The 20,723-nt window shown below is 50.2% G+C and carries 21 protein-coding genes; 5 read left to right on the plus strand and 16 right to left on the minus strand.

Features of this window, described 5'->3' with window-relative positions; translation table 11 throughout:
- Positions 1–2 precede the first annotated feature (2 nt).
- Complete coding sequence (locus tag OHJ21_RS17410) at positions 3–281, plus strand: hypothetical protein (protein WP_486020675.1); 279 nt, start codon at positions 3–5, stop codon at positions 279–281.
- A gap of 31 nt (positions 282–312) precedes the next feature.
- On the opposite strand, the gene OHJ21_RS17415 is transcribed toward OHJ21_RS17410, so the two are convergent.
- Together OHJ21_RS17415 and OHJ21_RS17420 are read right to left on the minus strand one after the other, a co-directional pair.
- Positions 313–522: a DUF5957 family protein gene (locus OHJ21_RS17415; RefSeq protein ID WP_100538819.1), complete on the minus strand. Its 210-nt coding sequence runs from the start codon at positions 520–522 to the stop codon at positions 313–315.
- Between the two features lie 6 nt (positions 523–528).
- Positions 529–927 carry a DUF6220 domain-containing protein gene (locus OHJ21_RS17420; RefSeq protein WP_486020677.1) on the minus strand — a complete coding sequence of 133 codons (399 nt, stop codon included), beginning with the start codon at positions 925–927 and terminating at the stop codon, positions 529–531.
- Positions 928–1,111: 184 nt separating this feature from the next.
- Between OHJ21_RS17420 and OHJ21_RS17425 the strand changes: the two genes are divergently transcribed.
- Positions 1,112–1,798 (plus strand): response regulator, encoded by a 687-nt coding sequence (locus tag OHJ21_RS17425; protein WP_486020678.1) that lies wholly within the window; start codon positions 1,112–1,114, stop codon positions 1,796–1,798.
- Positions 1,795–3,165, plus strand: a complete 1,371-nt coding sequence (locus OHJ21_RS17430) for a sensor histidine kinase (RefSeq protein ID WP_486020680.1) — start codon at positions 1,795–1,797, stop codon at positions 3,163–3,165. Before OHJ21_RS17425 ends, OHJ21_RS17430 begins: the two co-directional genes overlap by 4 nt.
- Before the next feature lie 107 nt (positions 3,166–3,272).
- On the opposite strand, the gene OHJ21_RS17435 is transcribed toward OHJ21_RS17430, so the two are convergent.
- The 10 genes from OHJ21_RS17435 to OHJ21_RS17480 all read right to left on the minus strand — a co-directional run bounded on the left by OHJ21_RS17435 (position 3,273) and on the right by OHJ21_RS17480 (position 14,104).
- Positions 3,273–3,842: a manganese catalase family protein gene (locus OHJ21_RS17435; RefSeq protein ID WP_100539505.1), complete on the minus strand. Its 570-nt coding sequence runs from the start codon at positions 3,840–3,842 to the stop codon at positions 3,273–3,275.
- Positions 3,843–3,938: 96 nt separating this feature from the next.
- Positions 3,939–4,214 (minus strand): spore coat protein CotJB, encoded by a 276-nt coding sequence (locus OHJ21_RS17440; protein ID WP_100538823.1) that lies wholly within the window; start codon positions 4,212–4,214, stop codon positions 3,939–3,941.
- 6 nt (positions 4,215–4,220) lie between these two features.
- Positions 4,221–4,442 (minus strand): spore coat associated protein CotJA, encoded by a 222-nt coding sequence (locus OHJ21_RS17445; protein ID WP_100538824.1) that lies wholly within the window; start codon positions 4,440–4,442, stop codon positions 4,221–4,223.
- A gap of 153 nt (positions 4,443–4,595) precedes the next feature.
- Positions 4,596–5,627 carry a sporulation integral membrane protein YtvI gene (ytvI, locus tag OHJ21_RS17450; protein ID WP_100538825.1) on the minus strand — a complete coding sequence of 344 codons (1,032 nt, stop codon included), beginning with the start codon at positions 5,625–5,627 and terminating at the stop codon, positions 4,596–4,598.
- A gap of 34 nt (positions 5,628–5,661) precedes the next feature.
- On the minus strand, positions 5,662–6,987 hold the full coding sequence (locus tag OHJ21_RS17455; protein WP_326114452.1) for a hemolysin family protein: 1,326 nt from the start codon (positions 6,985–6,987) through the stop codon (positions 5,662–5,664).
- Between the two features lie 25 nt (positions 6,988–7,012).
- Positions 7,013–8,152, minus strand: coding sequence for a radical SAM/CxCxxxxC motif protein YfkAB (gene yfkAB / locus OHJ21_RS17460; RefSeq protein WP_486020681.1), 1,140 nt, complete (start codon positions 8,150–8,152; stop codon positions 7,013–7,015).
- A gap of 139 nt (positions 8,153–8,291) precedes the next feature.
- A complete protein-coding gene (locus tag OHJ21_RS17465; RefSeq protein WP_486020683.1) occupies positions 8,292–10,553 on the minus strand; it encodes an MMPL family transporter in 2,262 nt (753 codons plus the stop codon).
- Positions 10,554–10,582: 29 nt separating this feature from the next.
- Positions 10,583–11,668, minus strand: a complete 1,086-nt coding sequence (locus OHJ21_RS17470; protein ID WP_486020684.1) for an HD-GYP domain-containing protein — start codon at positions 11,666–11,668, stop codon at positions 10,583–10,585.
- Positions 11,669–11,775: 107 nt separating this feature from the next.
- Positions 11,776–12,600: an undecaprenyl-diphosphate phosphatase gene (locus OHJ21_RS17475; protein ID WP_127593329.1), complete on the minus strand. Its 825-nt coding sequence runs from the start codon at positions 12,598–12,600 to the stop codon at positions 11,776–11,778.
- A 70-nt stretch (positions 12,601–12,670) separates the two neighbouring features.
- The gene (locus OHJ21_RS17480; protein WP_486020685.1) at positions 12,671–14,104 is read right to left on the minus strand and encodes a bifunctional metallophosphatase/5'-nucleotidase; all 1,434 of its coding nucleotides are present in this window, start codon (positions 14,102–14,104) and stop codon (positions 12,671–12,673) included.
- Positions 14,105–14,217: 113 nt separating this feature from the next.
- Between OHJ21_RS17480 and moaD the strand changes: the two genes are divergently transcribed.
- Positions 14,218–14,955 (plus strand): molybdopterin converting factor subunit 1, encoded by a 738-nt coding sequence (gene moaD, locus OHJ21_RS17485; RefSeq protein WP_486020687.1) that lies wholly within the window; start codon positions 14,218–14,220, stop codon positions 14,953–14,955.
- 87 nt (positions 14,956–15,042) lie between these two features.
- Positions 15,043–16,089, plus strand: a complete 1,047-nt coding sequence (locus OHJ21_RS17490) for an HD-GYP domain-containing protein (protein ID WP_100538833.1) — start codon at positions 15,043–15,045, stop codon at positions 16,087–16,089.
- Positions 16,090–16,358: 269 nt separating this feature from the next.
- Here OHJ21_RS17490 and sufB read toward each other — a convergent pair whose 3' ends face one another.
- Genes sufB through sufD form a run of 4 tightly spaced genes read right to left on the minus strand, consistent with a single transcriptional unit; the run spans position 16,359 to position 20,720 of the window.
- A complete protein-coding gene (gene sufB, locus OHJ21_RS17495) occupies positions 16,359–17,756 on the minus strand; it encodes a Fe-S cluster assembly protein SufB (protein ID WP_100538834.1) in 1,398 nt (465 codons plus the stop codon).
- A gap of 33 nt (positions 17,757–17,789) precedes the next feature.
- On the minus strand, positions 17,790–18,209 hold the full coding sequence (gene sufU / locus OHJ21_RS17500) for a Fe-S cluster assembly sulfur transfer protein SufU (RefSeq protein WP_100538835.1): 420 nt from the start codon (positions 18,207–18,209) through the stop codon (positions 17,790–17,792).
- Positions 18,199–19,419, minus strand: a complete 1,221-nt coding sequence (locus OHJ21_RS17505) for a cysteine desulfurase (protein ID WP_100538836.1) — start codon at positions 19,417–19,419, stop codon at positions 18,199–18,201. Before OHJ21_RS17505 ends, sufU begins: the two co-directional genes overlap by 11 nt.
- The gene (gene sufD / locus OHJ21_RS17510; protein ID WP_100538837.1) at positions 19,416–20,720 is read right to left on the minus strand and encodes a Fe-S cluster assembly protein SufD; all 1,305 of its coding nucleotides are present in this window, start codon (positions 20,718–20,720) and stop codon (positions 19,416–19,418) included. Before sufD ends, OHJ21_RS17505 begins: the two co-directional genes overlap by 4 nt.
- Positions 20,721–20,723 lie beyond the last annotated feature (3 nt).

A 20,723-nucleotide genomic window follows, 5' to 3' on the forward strand; every position in this document is an offset into this window, starting at 1 on the left:
ACATGCCTGGAACAAGGGAGTCTGATACTGCGCCGTCAATTGGGCAGCTGGAAGACGAGCTGCTGGCAGAGCTAAGCCGCTATGAGCCTCATGAACAAGCTGCCATTCTCAGGCGGATGGTGAACCGCCTTAAGAAAGGACGGTATGTCCGCAGCCCGATCGTTATTGTTAAAGAGATGATCCGGACGCCGCTTGTATGGCTGCTGCTGTCCATGGGAGTGATGATTCCCATTCTATTCTATATCCTGTTCGTTTGGGTATCGCTGGCGGTTGAAGGGTAATAGGGTGACGGTAGGTGCCACCTGATTGGCGTTACCGTTTGAAGGCCGGACGCGGCCGCCAAATCATTAATATGGCAGCGCACCATACAGAGGTAATTACCGGCAGATACTTGATACCCTTCAACCCATATTCGTCTCCTCCATATAACACGTGCGATATCACGGCAATTACTTCATTCAGAATGACCCCGCCCGCAAAACCTCCGATTAAAGCCATTACCAACACCGCAAGGCCTTTCATTTCAATCTACCCCTCCTGTCCCTTACGATAGGACGGCGGTACGGAGCGCGCCGTATCCACCGCGAGCCAGAACAATCCGATGGCAATAACCGGATGCCATGCACCCGCACCAGGGAAATTGGCCGTGAAATATTGGCTGAAAACCAATAACAACAGGACCAATGATCTCCATTTATACTTGGCGGGCAGCTTGCCTGCAAAACCCGAAAGCAGCATAAGCAGCGGCACAACTTCAAAAAAATGGACAAACAGGGTATGGCTTCTCCACATCGAACCATCGTGAAACAGCGCCATCCCGGCAAATAGCGTCTGAATGGCAATGCAAACAACAAAAATCCATGCCAGCCCTATTGAAACCCAAACGGCGAGCGGTGTTTTTCTTACAGATGAAGCTTGTTGACTCATATCGGTATCCCTCCCCTCTCTGATTTCATAATCTTTACGGGTACCATCCTATCACCGGAATGTTGTGATCTTGTGATGATGGCTTGCGTATTCCGTGAAATTTTCCAATTGCGGCTGGAAACCGTATATAATGGGGTGGATTTAGGGTTAAACCTAACGAATCAAAAGAAAGGCAGGATTCAGCATGGCACATACCTTGCTTCTTGTGGACGATGAACGGAAAGTCATAGAATTTATGGAGCCATTCCTCCGGCAAGAGGGATTTCAGATTATTACCGCAGCCACAGGTACGGAGGCTTTGGCCAAAGCGAGGGATTTCAAGCCTTCCCTGGTCATACTCGATTGGATGCTGCCTGAATTAAGCGGCATTGAGGTATGCCGCGAGCTCAGAAAATCAAGCCGTGTCGGCATCATTATGGTTACTGCAAGGATTGAGGAGACGGATAAACTAATCGGGCTTGAGGTAGGGGCGGATGATTATATGACCAAGCCTTTCTCACTCCGCGAGCTGGCTGCCCGGATTCGTTCAGTTCTGCGCAGAATGGAAGGCGGTTCGGTATCCGAAGATTTGCTTGAGCGCGGCGAATTAACGATCTCGGAAACCCAATGCCGGGTATGGAAACGCGGCCAGGAGATCCAGCTGACTCCTACCGAATTCAAGCTCCTCCTTACCCTTGCTTCCAGACCGGGCGTGGTATACAGCCGTTTGCAGCTGCTTCAAGCGGCCATGGAGGACGATATCCATAATGATGAACGGACCGCAGACGCCCATATCAGCCGGATCCGCAAAAAAATCGAAGATGACCCTGCCGAGCCGGTTTTTATAAAAACGGTGTATGGATTCGGTTACCGGTTTGAACAGCAGCCATGAGTGTTGGACGCAAAATATTCATCGTGATGTCGTCGTTTATTATCGGATTCAGCACCGTATTCGTCCTTCTTACGTATATCGTGATCCGCGACTCCATGGATGTCATACTGCAAACCTCGCGCAAAGAAGAACTGAATCAGCTTCAGGACAAGCTGCTCAGCTACTATGTAAAGAACGGGCAGACCTTCAATGCCATACAGGATAAGGCATGGTTAGCCGAAAGTCCGCATGCAGCCGACCGTCAGGAAAGTATGCTGCTGGTTTCCAGGGAACAAACGATTCTGTTGCATGAGGGGGATGCGGTGGAGAAACAGATCAAACGCTTGGGGGTTAAACGAACGTTATTTTTTGAAGGCGAACCGATCGCGGACATGTATTATTATGATACGGATGTAGCAAACCTGACCAAGCTTCGGATCGGCACACCCACCTCCATCATCATTCTGTTGGGGGGAGGTACTGTCCTCTTCGTCCTGCTCTCCCTCGGAGCCGCCTACTGGGTATCGCGGAGACTGACCGCGCCGTTGCGCAAACTCGTACCGGCCATCGAACGACTCGGTCAAGGCGAGTACGGTGTTCAGGCTCCCTTCACCTCGGAGGATGAATACGGAAGGGTCGCGGTTGCTTTCAACGGAATGTCTTCCAGGCTCGAGCAGTCCGAGACGGTCCGCCGCAATCTGGTGGCTGATGTCGCGCACGAGCTTCGAACACCACTGACGATCGTAAGAGGCAAGCTGGATCTGCTTCAACAGAGCAGGCAACCAATCCAGCCGGAACACTTGCTCCCCATCCAGGATGAGTTGATTCGCTTAACCCGTCTCGTGGGCGATCTCCATCAACTATCTCTGGCCGAAGCGAAGCAGCTGCCGCTGGTTCGGAAACCCACGGACATGCTGGATCTTCTGGGTCAGATACAGGAGCGCATCGAGCCAGATGCCGATGCCAAGAACTTGACCCTGCGTTTGACGAGCGCTACGGAGCGTACTTCCGTTCCTGTGGATCCAAGCCGAACCACACAGGCGTTTCTGAATCTATTCATCAACGCGGTTCGGTATACACCCCAAGGCGGGCTTGTCCACACCACGTTACAAGAGGAGCCCGCTTCCGGCATGCTTCGAATTGATATTCGGGATACAGGTCCAGGGATTGAGGAGGAGCATCTTCCCTATCTCTTTGACCGCTTCTACCGCACGGATGAAGCACGTGCGCGGCATCAAGGCGGCATGGGACTGGGTCTGGCGATTGCCAAGGAATTTATCGTATCTCATGGTGGCACGATTCAGGCAGAGAGCCAGCAGGGGCAAGGAACTACATTTACGGTCCGGCTGCCCTATCATGACTCGGATCAGCAGCCGCACGGGATATAATGGCCCCCATAACTCCTATTAAACCTAAACAATGACAGGCCCGGAAAGATATCAACCGGGCCTGTCATTGTTTTATTCATTCGGATGTCGAAACGATATCCGCTCCCCTAGAATATTTTTTTCGTTGCCCGATCTTCCTTGATGATCTCTACAGCTTCCCTGAAGCGGATGGAATGGATAATTTCACGTTCCCGCAAAAATTTGAGACTGTCCTGCAAATCCACATCATCCGTCATGTCGATGAGCCATTGATATGTAGCGCGTGCTTTCTCTTCTGCCGCAATGTCCTCATACAAATCCGCAATCGGATCGCCTTTAGCTTGAATATAGGTTGCCGTCCAAGGGACCCCGGCCGCATTCTCATAATACAGCGCATGATCATGATTGGCGTAGTGCGCACCTAGTCCGGCAGCCTCCATCTCCGAAACCGTTGCATCTTTCGTCAATTTAAACACCATAGCGGCAATCATTTCAAGATGTGCAAATTCCTCGGTTCCGATATCGTTCAGCAACCCGATCACCTTATCGGGAATGGTATAACGCTGATTCAAGTAGCGGAGCGCTGCCGCGAGCTCCCCATCGGCCCCCCCGTACTGCTCAATCAAGAACTTCGCCATTCTTGGATCACATTTACTTACGCGTACCGGATACTGAAGCTTTTTTTCATATACCCACATAGGCTCTTCCGCCTCCTTGTTCTCGCTTTTCCTCTTCATAAGGGCTGCTTGCATAAGGTAAAAAAAAGCCGCAGCCCCCTTGCCATACCGTCATTGTTAAACCTGCCAAGGCCAAGGACCCTGGGCCCATTCAAACGGATACCTGGAATAAGCACGGCCAAAATTTTGCAGCGGCCCATACAGCTCTTGAAATTGCTTCGCTAGCACCGTTCTCTCCTGTGTCAGTTTATTGAACTGCTCGATGCTCTTGAGATCATCCGGATGGGTGTCCAGGAACAGGTTCAGCTCCACCAGGACAAAATCCAATGCCTGAAGCTGCTCCAGCATTTCGTAATACTTCAGATCTCCAACCTGGGGTCTGGCTTCATTCACCGCATATCACTCTCCTTTAAATTTTCGCGAAGTATACGGGCTATACAAGGATGGCCATAACGTTCCGTGCCTTAGCGCCTCGGCAGGGCTAAACTGGGGCAGACCCGGCGGTTGAAACACGACAAACTGGTTAACAGGTACCACATACGATCTGTAAAGCTTGGGCGGGCATGGATCAAATGGCGAATGAAATACCGGGTATACGCGCACCTCTGGATTTTCCTTCAAAGGGATTTCCTCCTTATCGTTACGATCGATCCGTCGTTATCAAGGACTCTTCGTATTTAACATATGTCTTCCGCCCAGAAAATGAACTCCAAAATGACAAAAAAACCCTCTCCCTGGAATATTTCCGGGAAAAGGGTCTTCATGGAGTTGTCCTTAAAATTTGATTTTAATTTGGAACAAGCCCGCTTTACGCATAGCGGAATAGATAATAACGACCAGGGGGCCGATAAAAAATCCGATCACACCAACCAGCTTAAATCCGACATACATGCTGACCAGGGCAGGCAATGCGCCGATTCCAACGGCATCCCCTATAACCTTCGGTTCCAGTACGCGGCGGATCACCGTAATCAGAATGAACATGAAGATCAAGCCAAGCCCTGTAAAAATATCACCTACCGCGAGCAGGTAGATGGACCATGGGATCAAGACGGAACCTACGCCCAAAATCGGCAGAATATCGACAATGGTGACAAGCAGGGCGATAGCAAGTGGATAGTTAACACCTAATACCAGTAAGCCGAGCAGCGTGATCACGTACGTAAACAGGCTGAGGATCAGCTGTGCCCGCAAAAATCCGAAAATTGATTTTTTCAGGCTGATCAGCACTTCGTTCACCTGCGACTGCGATGTCTCATCAAACAGCGACAACACTTTCTCACGCATCGTATCGAGGCTGAAAGCGAACAGGTACACCGCTACGCAGAATACAATGAACGTGACAAACAGGTTCGGCAGCGTTTTGGCAAAGGACAAAAATGTCGATGATACCGTATTGACAAGCGACTGCACATAGGAAGAAATATTCGACATAAATTCGGTAAGACTGTCGGCAAGACCCGGCGAAATGCCGTTCAGCATGTCTTGCGCCTGAATAATCGTATGCTGAAGGAATTCGTTGGCCCCTTCAAAATATTGCGGAGCCCGGCTCCAATATTCGACCAGCTGGTTAAACACCTGAAGACCGATCAAATAAGCCAGCAGCAGCATCAAAAGAAGGAATAGCGTGCTTGTCACCGTTGCGGCCGCGATGCGGTTCAACCGAAGTCTTTTCATTAAGAGCCGATTTAACGGCTCCAATGCAATAGCAATCACGATGGCCAACAAGAACGGAGCTCCAACCGTAAACATTCCGTACAGCAACAGGAGACCGAGACCGATAAATATCAGCTGCTTAATCGACATAATCCACTTCCTAACAAATAGAGTCTTGCTAGTTCTAAATGAAGCTGCTCTCGAGCTTCTGATGAATCATGACGCGAGTTACACGCAACCGTGTAGACTCCTCTACTTCAAAGACCACCCCGTTAAAGGCGGTTTTCTTCCCGACCGCCGGGTTCCCTTCAAGCTCCTTGAACAACCAACCGCCAATGGAATCCACGTTATGCTCTTCAATCATCAAGCCGGTCAAATCATTCACTTCTTCAATGAGCATCCGCCCGTCCACTGAAAAGTACTCATCATACACTTCAATTTCTGGCCGCTCATCTTCAAATTCATCGTACAGGTCCCCGACAATCTCTTCCAGAATCTTCTCGGCTGTGAGAATACCGGCCGTCCCCCCGTATTCGTCCACCACGAGCGCAAGCTGCTCATGTCTTGCCTGCATCTTCCGCAGCACCTCACTGATCTCCGCCGATTCCGATACGTCCATAATCGGTCTCATCAAGGAAGCCAGATCACGCTGCTTCTCAGGCTCCGCCAGCAAGAGATCGGTAATGTGGACAAACCCGATAATGCGGTCTTTGTTGTCCGTTGCAACCGGGTAACGGGAATGCTTTGTCTCGTTGACGATCTGAAGATTCTCTTCCAAGGTAAAATTGGTGAAAAGAACGTCCATGTCCGTCCTTGGCAGCATAATTTCTCTGGCTCTCAAGTCAGAAAAATCGAACAGGTTGTCCATTAATTTCATCTCGTTCTCGTCAATAACACCGCTCTTTGCGCTCTCGTTCATCAGAATCCGGATCTCTTCCTCGGAGTGGGCGGCTTCGGCCTCGCTTGCCGGCTCGATGCCCACCAGCTTCAAAATCCGATTGGCGGAAGCATTCAGGACCCAGATCACCGGCAGAAAAATACGATAAAACCAGAGCAGCGGCGCCGATAGAATCAGAGCCGTGCCCTCGGTCCGCTGAATAGCCAAAGATTTCGGTGCAAGCTCCCCTAACACAATATGCAGGAAGGTGATAATACAGAAGCCCACCGCCACTGATATTGTGCCGATCAATCGCTCATCCGTAAATCCAATGCTATGCATAATGGGGGCCACCAGCAATTCAGAAATAGCAGGCTCCCCAATCCAGCCAAGACCCAGGGAAGTTAATGTGATCCCAAGCTGGGTTGCGGATAAATAGGCATCCAGCTTCTGGTTTACTTTCAGGGCAATGCCTGCCAGCCGGTTCCCTTCGCTAACGAGCTGGGTCAACCGGGATTGACGCATTTTCACCAGTGAAAATTCAGCGGCTACAAACACGCCGTTCAACAAAACGAGAAGGAAAACCAAGAGCAAATTCAAAATCAGTTTCCCGACCTCAAATTCCTCCGCCATGATGACACGCCTTCTTTCTAGGGTTCTAGTTTGTCTTTGCTTGTCTTGACTTGAAATCCACACCCCGGTAGTACATGTCGGCCACCAACAGGTTCGGCCCACAGCAGCTCACGGCATCGCAGTGACAGTTAACCGTTTGGTTCAACGGGTGTCCTGTTGTCCATTCGTTAAAAATATCGTCAAGCTTCTGTTCCTTAATATTACCAAAAGCCGGGATATCAGCAAAATCCGTTACATACACGTCGCCCGAGAATAAATTCACATTCACCCGATTACGGCCATCGGGATCATTCCGGACCGTTACGTTCGGTTCTTGCCGCAGGCGGCGAATGATCTCTTGATCATGATCATCGGAGCTGCAGGCATAAAACGGCAGCGTTCCGAACAGCATCCACATGTCCCGATCCCGGACATCCAGCAAATGGTGAATGGCGGCTTTCGTATCGTTCAAGGACAATACGGGCAGAGCGGAAGCAAAGTTTGAGGCATACATCGGGTGAACCTCATGCCGTTTGCAGCCCATATCCTTGATCAGCTTGTGGATGCCGCTGAGTTTCGTATGCGTCCGGTAGTTAATCATCGATTCAGCGGATATGTACATGCCCGCTGCACTCAGCTTCTCCGAATTGACCAGCATCGTATCGTACATTTTGTATGCCGTTTCCTTCGAGACAGGACGTGCGCTATTCGCAAATCCGACCTCATAGAAATCGTCCCCGTTCAAATAATTGAATGAGATATGCATAACGTCCAGATAAGGCAGCATTTTCTCATACCGACTCATATCGAGCGTCAGATTGGAGTTAATCTGGGTCCGGATGCCCCTTTCCTTGGCATACTTGAGCAAGGGAACAATCACGTTTTCCACCGTTTTCCCCAGAAATGCCGGTTCACCGCCCGTCAGACTGATTGTCTGCAGATGCTCTACCTCGTCCAATCGCTTCAGCATCGTATCGAGGGGCAGCATCGGAGCTTCCTTCATCACAAGCATATCACCGACAGCGCAGTGCTCACAGCGCATATTACAAAGATGCGTCACTGTCATTTCCACACTGGTCAGCACATGACGACCATGCTCGCGCAGTGAGGTTATCGGATCCCAAGGATCATAACTCGGCGAAATGGGCCTTACGGCTGATGGAAATGGCTGTGCTGTATTACTCATGGTTCACTCACCTTATTTCTTTGAATTACCGATTCATTCAGTACAACTTACGCTTTATGTACTCTACGGTTTTGATAATGTCCATTATATGATTATAACATACCCAATCAGAAGGCTTCTGCTTGATTCGGCTGGGAAATCATCCGGTTTCCCCATGTTTGTCCGAACGTTCCTTGGATGTAAGCTTATGTGCCGGAAACATCCAACTTGGACTCCACCAATTCGCTCTGCCCATCATCTTCATAAACGCAGGCACAAGCAGCACCCGAATCACGGTGGCATCCAGCAGAACGGCTGCTGTCAGGCCTAAACCGATCGCTTTCATCACTTCATTATCCGTAAACACAAACGCACCCACGACGACGGCCAGAATCAGGGCAGCGCTTGTAATCAGCCCGCCTGTGCTCTCCAGACCTTCAGCCGTACTGAATTCGTTGTCCCCCGTCCGTTCATAATTCTCCATCATTCGCGAGAGCATCATGACTTCATAGTCCATCGATATGCCGAACACCACGCAGAATATCAGGATCGGCAAAAGCGCAAAGATGGATCCCGTGGAGGAAACACCCAGCCACTGCGCGCCTATTCCCTCCTGAAATACCCACACCACGATACCCAGTCCGGCGCCGAGGCTGAGCATGTTCATTACGCTTGCTTTTAAAGGGAGCAAGACCGACCGAAACGCCAGGAGCAGAATGACATAGGTAACTACAAACACAAAGACCAGAACGAAGGAGATATTCTGTTGGATGGCTTCCATGATATCCAGTTTGTATGCGGGGCTTCCGGTAACATAGGTCGTCAGCTCATTCGTGTCCATCGTCCGTAACTCTCGGACAAGCTGCATCGTAAGTGCATGGGATTCCCCATATTCCGGGATCACGGCAACGGCTGCTACATTCCCCCTAACAAAACGATGCTGCTCCAGTTGCTGGCGGATATCTTCGCGGGACAAATACTTCGATGCTTCTTCCACCGATCCTCTGCCAATGCTCAGGTAACTCTCTACCTGCTTCACGCCCGGCATCATCCGTATCTCATCCGTATATGCCTTCATTCGCTCGATGCTGCGCGAGTCCTCATAAGAGGCCGGAAGCTCTACCGCCACAACGATCGAATTCAATTCACGTTCGTCATAAGCCTGTATGAGCAGGTCGTGACCATAACGGGATTCATAGGCGGGGGGAAGCACTTCGGCCGCGGGGATGGCGATATTCATGTGCCGAACCGGATAAATCGCCACCAGCAGTAAACCGATCGCGGCGATAGAGATGGTCACAGGATGCGCCATAACAAATCTGGAGAGCCTTCTCCACATACCGGAGGTCTGCCGTGCCCGGAGCGTCCGGTATGCGGCAGGGAATAGAGGGAGCGCATCGATGCGCGGGCCCAATATTGCCAATAATGCAGGAAGAAGTGTGTTACCGGCCAGCACCGATAACAGCACGACGGTAATGCCGCCTATGCTGAAGGAACGGAAGATCGGCAGGTCTATGAAACTCATCGCCACAAAACCGATCAACACCGCCGCCCCGGAGAACATCACTGCTTTGCCGGCGGTTGCGCAAGTGACAGCCAGGGCAGTTCCCACATCTCCGCTCCGTATCCGCATCTCTTCTTTGAAGCGGCTTACGACCAGCAGCGCATAATCGATACCGACTGCCAGGCCCAGCATCGTTACAACATTCGGAAGGAAATTGCTGATCGAACCGTCGGCCAAAGCGACGAAATACAAGATTCCCATCGTGACCACCACACTGGCAACACCGGCTAACAATGGAAGGAGCGCCGCAGTTAATGTTCCGAATACAACCGCCAGGATGAGCAGAGCTGCGGGAATGCCTATCATCTCGGCATGGATGATATCGCTTTTGACGGCTTGGTTCATATCGGCGAAGATGGCGGTATTCCCTGTTATGTAAGTATCCGCTCCCGTGATGTCGGGAACCGAGTCTCTAATCTCTTCAAACTGCTTCAAGGCTTCCGTGGCATCCAGATCCAGCAGCACCGTCACGGATACGATATGATCCTGGCCTGCCTTATGAGCTGCCATATTCATATCAATATCCCTGACATAAGGACGGGCTCGCAAAGGCGCAAGCTCCGTCAATATTCGCCTCTGCGCCGTGCCAGCCGTCAGATTCTCATCGTGCTGACTGACTACGACAATATCCAGCGAGGCAGCCGACAATCCTAATCCCTCTTCCAGCTTCTCAATCCCGATCTGGGCCGGACTATCCTTCGGCGTAAACCCGTTGTGCTGCAGAATGGATGGCAGCTTGAACGCAAACGGAAGCAGACCGCAAAACAAAAGAAGCCAGGTCACAACAATGGCTTTACGGTAGCGGTATATCTGTCGCCCCCATGTATGCAGCAATGTTGTATGACCGTTACGTCTCACGAGTCAACCTCCTTAAGGTCAAGTTTGATCTATGGTGCACGCCCGATACCAGCGATCATAATGGCCAGTGTTTCAGACAAATCCAATTCGTAAGGTGCAGATAGCGGGGTGCCTTCGGCATCCGTTAATACGCGGACGACGGGTCGATGCGGCACATGTGCGTGAATTTTGGATACCACTCCACTTTCACCCGTATGCAGTTTCACGGTGATGCCTGGAGGATATATCGCTACCCGATCCCGAAACATCGCCAGAAATGACTGTTCATACAGCGTTCCCGAGCCAGCATACATCACCTCAACCGCTTGATGCGGCAACAAGGCAGGCTTGTACACCCGCTGCGTTGTCATCGCATCGTAAGAATCCGTAATCGCAATCCATTTGGCGTATTCATGGATCTCAGGTCCCTTCAAGGCTCTGGGATAACCACTGCCATCCAGGCGCTCATGATGCGACAGGGCGCAATGCGCCGATAGCAGCGGAATGTTCGGTTCGTCTTTCAATATTTTGAACCCGATCTCGGTATGCTTCTGAACCTCACGAAATTCTTCCTCGCTCAGCCGTCCTGGATGATTCAGCAGCTTCTGGGATATCCTCGTCTTGCCGATATCGTGAAGCAATGCGCCCAAGCCGAGCACCTTTAGCTCCTCCCGATTATACCCGTAAGACACGCCAAGAACCGTTGAATACAGACATACGTTAAGAGAATGACGATACAAGTTGTAATCGTTCGTATTCATATCGGTCAGCAGCACCATGCACTCTTCATGATCCGATATTTCATCCATAATCGACTCCATCATCCCGGAGAACGTTTTGCCTAAATGAAGGAAGCTTCCCTTCAGAGCAGCCTGGCTCTCCAGGGTTTTGAAGCTCGTCCGAATCGACTGGATCGCCTGCAGCCGGGTTTCCTCGGTCAACAACTCCGGGACCATGATATCCTCTGTCATCGGATCCTCGATATAGACATACCCGAGTTCCAACGTGCCCAGACGGCGGATCAGCCCTGTTGTCAGCTCCACGCCTTCGGCAAGCAGGATTAAACCATCGCTATTATATATTCTTTTACCAAGAACCATCCCCGGCTTCAACGCGTTGATAGGTATAAGACGCAAAATCCGTCACTTCCTCTGCTATGATCAAACTTGTGTGGGATATAGCGTCTAGTCTTCAGTGGATCAGATACGAAGAAGCCGGATCTCCTCCTTATGTCTCCTCCTGCTTAATGCATGATAAACAGCCAAAAAACGGCAGCGAGAACAAAACGGTAGATCGCAAAATGAGTAAGCCTTATCTTCTGTATGAGTTTCATGAAGGCTAAGACGACAAAATAAGCGACAACAAACGAAACGATGAATCCGGCAAGAAATACGCCGATCGTGTCTACTGTAAAATATCGGTAAGAATCCAGTAATTCATATCCTGCTGCGGCAAACATAATGGGAATCGCGATAATGAACGAGAAATCGACCGATGCCTTATAGCTTACCCCGCTGAGCATGCCACCGGAGATGGTGGAGCCCGAACGGGAAAATCCCGGCCATAATACGGATATGATCTGGTAGACGCCAATCTGAAGGGCCTGCTTGTATGTCATATCATCCAAATCATGCGATGTTACTTGAACTTTATGCTTATTGTACCATTCTGCAAAAATCATAAAAATACCGCCGGCAACGAGTGCAAACAACACCGTCTGAGCATGGAACAGACTTTTGATGAAATCCCTCGCAAAAAAAGCAACCAGCAGAGCCGGTGCAATCCCCAAAAAGATGTGGATCAAATTCAATCGTCTTCGAGGCGTGTTCCTGGTCAACGGCTCACTTCGGCTCCAGCCGAGCAGGTTCAAAATCCGATTCCAGTGAACCATCGCGATCGCCATAATGGCGCCAAGCTGAATGACAACCTCAAACGTCTTCATGATCGGAGTTTGATCGTCGTAACCGAGTACCTTAGCCGTCAAAATCATGTGGCCTGTGGAAGACACCGGAATGAATTCGGTTATTCCTTCCACAATCCCCAATATAATGGATGTGATAAAATCCATGGTCCTTCCCCTCCCTTACCTTTGTCCTCCTCATATGTATGCTCGGCCAAAGGAAGTTAGTCGGGGATTGTCAGGATATCCAGCGTTGGATCATGGACTCTTCAAGCGAACCGGGCCTCGAAAGCTCACTTCGCAGCAAGTCTCTAATAAACTCCGGCAGCATATATACCGTATCCTTACCAAGTGACAACGACTCATATCCGATTTTGAAAGTGAACATGTCGAGTGTTCCCACCTTGTATTCTCGTTGCGGCTCTAGCCGTTGTCCCTTCATAGAGATATGTGTGATCTTGCGATAAGGCTCTCCGTTCTTGTCATAGTGAATCTTCAATCCATCAACTGCCAGGCCGCCTAATATATAACCGCGGAAGCCAAAGCCCAGTATCTTCTTCCCGCTGAACTCCTGGAGCAGGCTTTCCTCAAGTGCTTGATAGATATGTTCTCCGCGCAGCTTCACTACGCAGGGATTAATCGGGGACGGGCACAGGCCATGCAGCATACCGGTGCTGATCTCGCCCTCCGGCAGCGGTCCGAGCAGCTGCCCTGAGTTAACGATGGCAAAATCGGCATCCGTGTGCTGCAGCACGGCCTGAGCCAGCAGGTTCGCAAACGGCGACTCCTTCTCATAGTGAATGGGCAGACTACGGTCAATAACGGCTACGGCCTCCGTTAATTTCTCTCTTGCCAGCTCATGGTGTCTCATGATCGCCTGCTCTACGATGGGTTCCATCAAGTTTTTATCCACGGGCAGCAGACTTCCCTCTATACAGGTAAAGCGATCTTCTGCATGACTGCGCTGCATGACGAGACGACCTACATATTGTCCGAATTTGCCTGCACCGCAGACAGCGGTCTTCCCGATCATCAGAGGCTCCTCGAGGATATGATGGGTGTGACCACCAAGAATAACATCAATCCCCTCAACATTTTCTGCTAATCTTTTATCAATCGTTAGTCCTAAATGGGATAAAACGATCATGATATCACACTGGCCCTGAAGCGCCCGCACTTGCTCAGCAATAGCCTGTACCGGATCTCCGGCTTCCCAGCCTAACAATTGATAAAATCCTGCAAAAGCAGCCGTTGCGCCGGTGAGCCCGATCCGAATGCCTTCTCGTTCCAGGATCACATGCGGCTTCATCCATGGAGGAGGATCACCGCTCTTTGTCTCACTTATGTTGCAGCATACAACGGGACACTGCAGTCCGGCGTATACACTCTCCAGAACATCATACGAAATGGTGAGCCCTTCGTTATTGCCAATCGTAATGGCGTCGTATCCTGTCAAATTAATGACATCCACATTTGCTTGGCCCATGGTGCCTTCCGTTTCCACGGATGCCCGGTCCATATGATCACCGATATCCAGTACGATTGCCCCATCACCGGCAGCCGTCTTTTCCCGGGAAATAAGTGCCGCCACATTACTCATCATTTCAAAATGGCTGTGTATATCGTTGGTATACAATATCGTCAGCTTCTGTTTGTTGCTTCCTAACCCCATCTGGCGGCCCCCTCCCCAAGTTCGTTATTCGATAATTTCCGGTCTTACAAGCATAACATTTTAGCGAAGAATATGGTATATTGTAGCCCATAAGAATTACGAGGTGATGAAGAATGTCAACAACCATTTCGATATTACTATTTGCAGGATTAGCTGATCGGATCGGCACAGCTTCGCTTACGTTCAACGTACCGGGCTTTCCCCTTACAGCCAGGGAATTAAAGCTGCTGCTTAGTGATGCTTATCCTGATGCCAAATCCCAGATTGCCACGGCTTTTGTCGCGGTCAACCAAGAATATGCGCCTTCGGAACAGCTTATTCAGAGCGGCGACGAGGTAGCTCTGATTCCGCCTGTGTCCGGTGGTGACGGCTCCGCCCCGCAAGACTCCGGATCCAGGTCCTCGGCAGATGGGAAGTGCTCTATATCCTACGACCCGCTGTCCGTAGAAGCAACCATTGCCAAGGTTCATCATGATAATCATGGAGCAACGCTTTCCTTTGTAGGTACAACGCGAGAGATGACCGGCCAGATGCGAACGGTTACGTTGGAGTATGAAGCATACATCCCGATGGCGCTAAAAGAGATGCAGCAAATATGCGCAGACATCTTTCGACAATGGCCCGGCACGGAATGTGCGATTTCCCACCGTATCGGTACGGTCGGTATTGGAGAAACCAGTGTGGTTATCGCTGTATCCTCTCCGCATCGAGATGCATGTTATGAGGCCAGCCGTTATGCCATTGAACAATTGAAGCAATCCGTTCCAATCTGGAAGAAAGAGATCTGGGACGATGGTTCGGAGTGGAAAGGACCGCAGACCGGACCCTGGGACCCAACCGTTAGGCAATAAGTCATGATTTCTCATTGTAAAACCATAATTTTCTTGCTAAGATAGTTTTGATCTTTTTACTTATATAAGGGCAAGAGGTGCAATGATTTGAGAGTACATGTCACGGACCTGATACCCGGTGATCAAATGCAGCATGATGCTTACAACACAAACGGCGTTCATGTTCTACAAAAAGGAGCAACCCTTCGTTTTGAGGATATATCCAAGCTACTGCAGCACGGTATCGATTACATAGAAATAAAGCCACGGGCACTGTCTGTATCCCTCGATTCATCAGCTGAAATTTCAGATTCATACAACAAGGTTAAACCCCATTTCAATCTTGCGTTTGACGGGTGCTCCACCTTATTTGCGGAAGCGTCACAAACCGGTAAATTCAATGAGTCCGTCGTGGACGATGTTTTCAGACCCTTAGTCGGCTCTCTGAATGAGCATACGGATGTCGTCTCCCTGCTTTTGCTTTTTAATGGCACAGACGATTATACCTACAGGCACTCGATTCAAGTTGGAATGTTATCGTATTACATCGCGGATTGGATGGGTTATTCCGACAAGGAAGCATATGAAATTGGCAAAGCCGGTTATCTCCATGATATCGGCAAAAGCAAGATTTCTAGGGATATACTGGACAAGCCAGGCAAGCTGACTTCTGAAGAATATGAGGAAGTGAAGCTGCATACCATCTATGGTTATGAGATGATCTCTGAATCCATGGATGATAAAGTTACCGCTATAGTCGCGCTCCAGCACCATGAACGGGATGACGCTTCCGGGTATCCACGAGCGCTCCATGCCGATCAGATTCATCCATACTCTCATATTTGCGCTGTAGCCGACGTATACAGTGCGATGACAACGACTCGGGTCTATCAATCCAAGCAGCAGCTGTTAACCGTACTTCGGGAGCTGTATCGTCTTAGTTTTGGTAAGCTGAACGGCAGGCCGACGCATGCCTTCATCCAGCAGATGCTGCCAAACTTTATCGGCAAAAAGGTTCTGCTGACGACTGGCGAATCCGGCATTATCGTTATGAACAATCCTTCGGATTACTTCCGTCCGCTTGTGAAGACCGAGGATCGATTCATCGACCTCTCCAAAGAGTACAATACCGAGATCCAAGAGATACTTCTGTAACCGGCGTTTTCGCCTAGCCTCTTCCCTTAAATAGCCCGTATAAACCGTCCGGCTTGTATGCTGGCGGTTTTTTTGCGTGCTTTTGTGACATTTCCATTTCCCCTCATTCTTGATTTCTGGCAAAATAAAACGCGTGTCCTGTCGAGACGGCTCACGCCACGCAACCATAAAAGTCACAATAAGCCAACATCGCGTAAACACCCAAGCATAAAAAAAGGAGCAAACCACTCGTGCCCGAGTGATTTGCCCCCTGTGTATATAAGAACTATTTAGCCGATGCTGCCTTCCATTTCGAACTTGATGAGTCGATTCATCTCAACGGCATACTCCATCGGAAGTTCTTTGGTGAATGGCTCGATGAAGCCCATAACGATCATTTGCGTAGCTTCAGACTGGCTAAGGCCACGGCTCATGAGGTAGAACAATTGTTCCTCGGACACCTTGGATACGGTCGCTTCATGCTCCAGCGTAATGTTGTCATTCTTGATCTCGTTGTAAGGAATCGTATCCGACGTCGATTCATTATCGAGGATCAGTGTATCACACTGGATGTTGGCTTTCGCTCCTTCTGCATTGCGGCCGAAGGAAGCCAGTCCACGGTAAGTTACTTTACCGCCATGCTTACTGATGGACTTGGATACGATGGTAGAAGTCGTGTCCGGTGCCAAGTGAATCATTTTGGCTCCTGCATCCTGATGCTGGCCTTTGCCTGCTACAGCGATGGACAATACCATCCCTTTTGCACCGCGACCCTTCAGAATAACGGCAGGATATTTCATGGTCAGCTTGGAACCGATGTTGCCGTCAACCCATTCCATAGTTGCATTCTCTTCAGCAACAGCACGCTTGGTCACGAGGTTGTAGATGTTCGGCGCCCAGTTCTGAATGGTTGTATAGCGAACGCGTGCATTCTTTTTACAGATGATCTCTACTACCGCACTATGAAGCGAGTTCGTGCTGTAGATCGGAGCCGTACATCCTTCTACGTAGTGCACGAAGCTGTCTTCGTCCGCAATGATCAGCGTACGTTCGAACTGACCCATGTTCTCGGAATTGATACGGAAATACGCTTGCAGCGGAATTTCACATTTCACGCCTTTTGGAACATAGATGAAGCTTCCGCCAGACCATACAGCACTGTTCAATGCGGCGAATTTGTTATCCGTTGGAGGCACTACCGTTGCAAAGTATTCTCTCAAGATTTCCGGATGCTCTCTGAGAGCCGTATCGGTATCCATGAAGATAACGCCCTGATCCTCAAGATCCTTTTGCATGTTATGGTAAACAACTTCGGATTCGTACTGTGCGGATACACCCGCCAGGAACTTCTGCTCTGCTTCCGGAATACCCAATTTATCAAAGGTTTCCTTGATCTCGGCAGGTACTTCCTCCCAAGTCTTGCCTTGCTTGTCGGAAGGTCTTACATAGTACTGGATATCGTTGAAATCCAGCTCGTCGAGATCGCCGCCCCAGCGAGGCATTGGCATTTTCTCGAACTGCTCCAGTGCTTTCAAACGGAATTCCAGCATCCATTCCGGCTCGTTCTTGATTTTGGAAATTTCCGTTACAACTTCACGAGTCAAACCTTTGCCGGTTTGAAAAATAGCTTTGTGCTCGTCACGGAAACCATATTTATACTCTCCAATTTCTGGTGCTTTTTTAGCCATTTAACTTACCTCCCTATCGATCTATTGATTCACTTACTTCGCGTCTATTCCTTTTCGGAGTGCGTTCCACGCAAGTGTTGCACATTTAATGCGTGCAGGAAACTTGTTAACACCGGATAGGGCTTCAATATCCTCGTACTCGTCAAAATCTACTGCCTCGCCTTTCATAAGGGAGGAGAACCGATCCGCCAGACTGATCGCTTCATCCAGCGTTCTGCCTTTTACGGCGTCCGTCATCATCGAAGCGGAAGACATGCTGATGGAGCAGCCTTCCCCTGTATATTTGGCATCGGCTACCACGCCGTTCTCTACCTTAAGCTGTAAGGAAATGCGATCTCCGCAAGTCGGATTGTTCAAATCGATGGTTACCGCATCTTCTTCAAACTTGCCGCGATTGCGGGGGTTCTTATAATGATCCATGATGACACGTCTGTACAAATCGTCAAGTTGCATCGCCAAAATACTCCTTTGTCTGGATTAAGGCGCTAACTAATCGATCAACGTCCTCTTCTGTATTATACAGATAAAAGCTCGCGCGTGCCGTAGAGGATACTTTTAACCAACGCATAAGCGGTTGACAGCAATGATGACCTGCACGAATCGCAATCCCCTGTGCATCCAGCACCGTGGCCACGTCATGCGGGTGCACGTCGCCAAGGTTAAAGGTAACGAGGCCCACTTTTCGCTCACGGGGGCCGTAAATGGAAATGCCTTCGATCTCGGAGATGCGGTTCATGGCGTAGGCCGCAAGCTGCGTCTCATGCTGCTCGATGGCATCCATTCCGATTTCCTGGAGGAAATCGATGGCAGCGCCCAAACCGACAGCCCCTGCAATGATAGGCGTCCCCCCCTCAAACTTCCAAGGGAGCTCCTTCCAGTTCGATTCGTACAATCCAACATCATTGATCATTTCTCCGCCGAATTCGATCGGCTCCATTGATTCCAGCAGCGCCTTCTTGCCGTATAATGCGCCGATACCTGTTGGAGCACACATCTTATGGCCGGACAAAGCGTAGAAATCGCAATCCAGATCCTGGACGTCCACTTTCATATGCGGTGTGCTTTGCGCACCGTCAACCACAATGACGGCACCATGACGGTGCGCGATTTCCGCAATTTGTTTTACGGGATGCACAACGCCCATGACGTTGGATACGTAAGCGATGGCTACAACCTTGGTCCGTTCGGTAACGAGTGCCTCCACATCTTCGACACGGATCGTGCCGTCAGGCTGCAGAGGAATATATTTCAGCGTAGCGCCAACGGCGATAGCCGCCTGCTGCCACGGTATGAGATTACTGTGATGCTCCATTTCCGTAAGGACAATTTCATCCCCAGGACCGCAAACAGAGCGAGCGTAGGACGAAGCTACCAGATTCAGGGCCGTCGTCGTACCGCGGGTGAAAATAATTTGCTCCGAACTCTCGGCATTAATGAAACGGGCAACCTTCTCCCTGGCTCCTTCATAAGCATCGGTAGCACGGCTGCCGAGTGTATGAACCCCGCGGTGTACATTGGAGTTTTCCCACTCGTAGTACCGCTTGATAGCATCTATGACCACCTGCGGCTTTTGCGATGTCGCGGCATTGTCGAGATATACCAGCGGATGTCCGTTGATCTCCTGATGAAGAATGGGAAATTGCTCACGGACAGAGGCGATCATTGTCCCAGCTTCCTTTCAACGAGCCCCTGCAGTTGGTCACGAAGTCCCTCAAGCGGAATTTCGCTGACAACCGGAGCCAAGAAGCCGTAAATAATCAAGGATTCTGCCACGGTACGCGAGATACCGCGGGACATCAGGTAGTAAATTTGCTCCTGATTCACTTGTCCTACGGACGCTGCGTGTCCAGCTGTTACATCATCCTCGTCAATCAACAGAATCGGGTTCGCGTCGCCGCGAGCTTTCGGGCTGAGCATCAACACGCGCTCGGTCTGTTGTCCGTCCGCCTTCGTTGCACCCTTCTCGATCTTGGTAACTCCGTTGATGATGGCTTGTGCCTCTTCGCGCATGACTGCACGGGTGATCATCTGGGACGCCGAGCTCTTGCCGAAATGCTTCGCTTGGGTAGTGTAATTGATCTTCTGGGAGCCGGAGCCGACCGCGATGACTTTCGCATCGGATGTCGAACCGTTGCCCTTCAGAATACTCATGGTATCGCTAGCTGTATCGCCATCGTTCATCTCGCCAACAATCCACTCGATCGAAGCGTCATTGTCCAGCACCGCACGACGGAACGTAACATCGGTTGCTTCGCCAGCCAATTGGTGAACGGAAGCATAACGCACCTTCGCGCCGTTTTTAACGAAGACTTCCACCGCTCCGTTATGAGTCACCGGCGCAGCCAGGGAATCCGAAACGTAGTTGTCTACATAAGTGATCTGACTGTTCGCTTCGGCTACGATCAGCACATGCGGAGCAAATGTGGCTTCGGCATCATCCGTCAGCATAACCGCCTGCAGAGGGACATCGACCTCCACATTCTTAGGAACATATAGGAACACCCCGCCGTTCCATACAGCAGCATGCAGAGCGGCCATCGAATGCTCGTCATTCTTAAGCGCTTGATGCAGATAAGGTTTAACCAAATCCGCGTGTTCTTTAACCGCTGTTTCCAAATCGGTGAAAATGACGCCTTTGGCAGCCAGTTCCGGAGCCAGACTTACATGTACGGTTCCCGAGTTGCGTTGAATAACCAGGCCGCCTTCTCTTGAACCTTCGACAAGTTTGGCTACCTGCTCAGGCAATTCGTCAAGGGAAGCAAGTTTGCTGCTCTCTTTATATTCACCATAACTTTGAATGTTCCAGCGCTCGATGCGTTGTTTCTCCAGCTTGGGCAGTTCCAACTGGCCAGCCAGTTCCAGAGAAGCCAGACGGCTGTCTGTCAGCCAGGCCGGTTCCTGTTTCCTTTCGGACAATGCCTTCAGAGCCTCAGCGTTGACCGGAAGAATGGTTTGTGTAGTCATATC

This window comes from Virgibacillus sp. LDC1 (genome assembly GCF_025792345.1).
In the GTDB taxonomy this organism is placed as follows: domain Bacteria; phylum Bacillota; class Bacilli; order Paenibacillales; family Paenibacillaceae; genus Paenibacillus_AQ; species Paenibacillus_AQ lautus.

Coding starts and splice junctions, on each gene's coding strand:
- OHJ21_RS17430 (WP_486020680.1), top strand. CDS start 1,795: ATGAGTGTTGGACGCAAAATATTCATCGTGATGTCGTCGTTTATTATC.
- OHJ21_RS17425 (WP_486020678.1), top strand. CDS start 1,112: ATGGCACATACCTTGCTTCTTGTGGACGATGAACGGAAAGTCATAGAA.
- OHJ21_RS17480 (WP_486020685.1), bottom strand. CDS start 14,104: ATGGGGTTAGGAAGCAACAAACAGAAGCTGACGATATTGTATACCAAC.
- OHJ21_RS17435 (WP_100539505.1), bottom strand. CDS start 3,842: ATGTGGGTATATGAAAAAAAGCTTCAGTATCCGGTACGCGTAAGTAAA.
- OHJ21_RS17410 (WP_486020675.1), top strand. CDS start 3: ATGCCTGGAACAAGGGAGTCTGATACTGCGCCGTCAATTGGGCAGCTG.
- OHJ21_RS17505 (WP_100538836.1), bottom strand. CDS start 19,419: ATGATCGCCTCTGTCCGTGAGCAATTTCCCATTCTTCATCAGGAGATC.
- sufD (WP_100538837.1), bottom strand. CDS start 20,720: ATGACTACACAAACCATTCTTCCGGTCAACGCTGAGGCTCTGAAGGCA.
- OHJ21_RS17475 (WP_127593329.1), bottom strand. CDS start 12,600: ATGGATTTTATCACATCCATTATATTGGGGATTGTGGAAGGAATAACC.
- OHJ21_RS17455 (WP_326114452.1), bottom strand. CDS start 6,987: ATGGCGGAGGAATTTGAGGTCGGGAAACTGATTTTGAATTTGCTCTTG.
- sufB (WP_100538834.1), bottom strand. CDS start 17,756: ATGGCTAAAAAAGCACCAGAAATTGGAGAGTATAAATATGGTTTCCGT.
- moaD (WP_486020687.1), top strand. CDS start 14,218: ATGTCAACAACCATTTCGATATTACTATTTGCAGGATTAGCTGATCGG.
- ytvI (WP_100538825.1), bottom strand. CDS start 5,627: ATGTCGATTAAGCAGCTGATATTTATCGGTCTCGGTCTCCTGTTGCTG.
- OHJ21_RS17415 (WP_100538819.1), bottom strand. CDS start 522: ATGAAAGGCCTTGCGGTGTTGGTAATGGCTTTAATCGGAGGTTTTGCG.
- sufU (WP_100538835.1), bottom strand. CDS start 18,209: ATGCAACTTGACGATTTGTACAGACGTGTCATCATGGATCATTATAAG.
- yfkAB (WP_486020681.1), bottom strand. CDS start 8,152: ATGAGTAATACAGCACAGCCATTTCCATCAGCCGTAAGGCCCATTTCG.
- OHJ21_RS17420 (WP_486020677.1), bottom strand. CDS start 927: ATGAGTCAACAAGCTTCATCTGTAAGAAAAACACCGCTCGCCGTTTGG.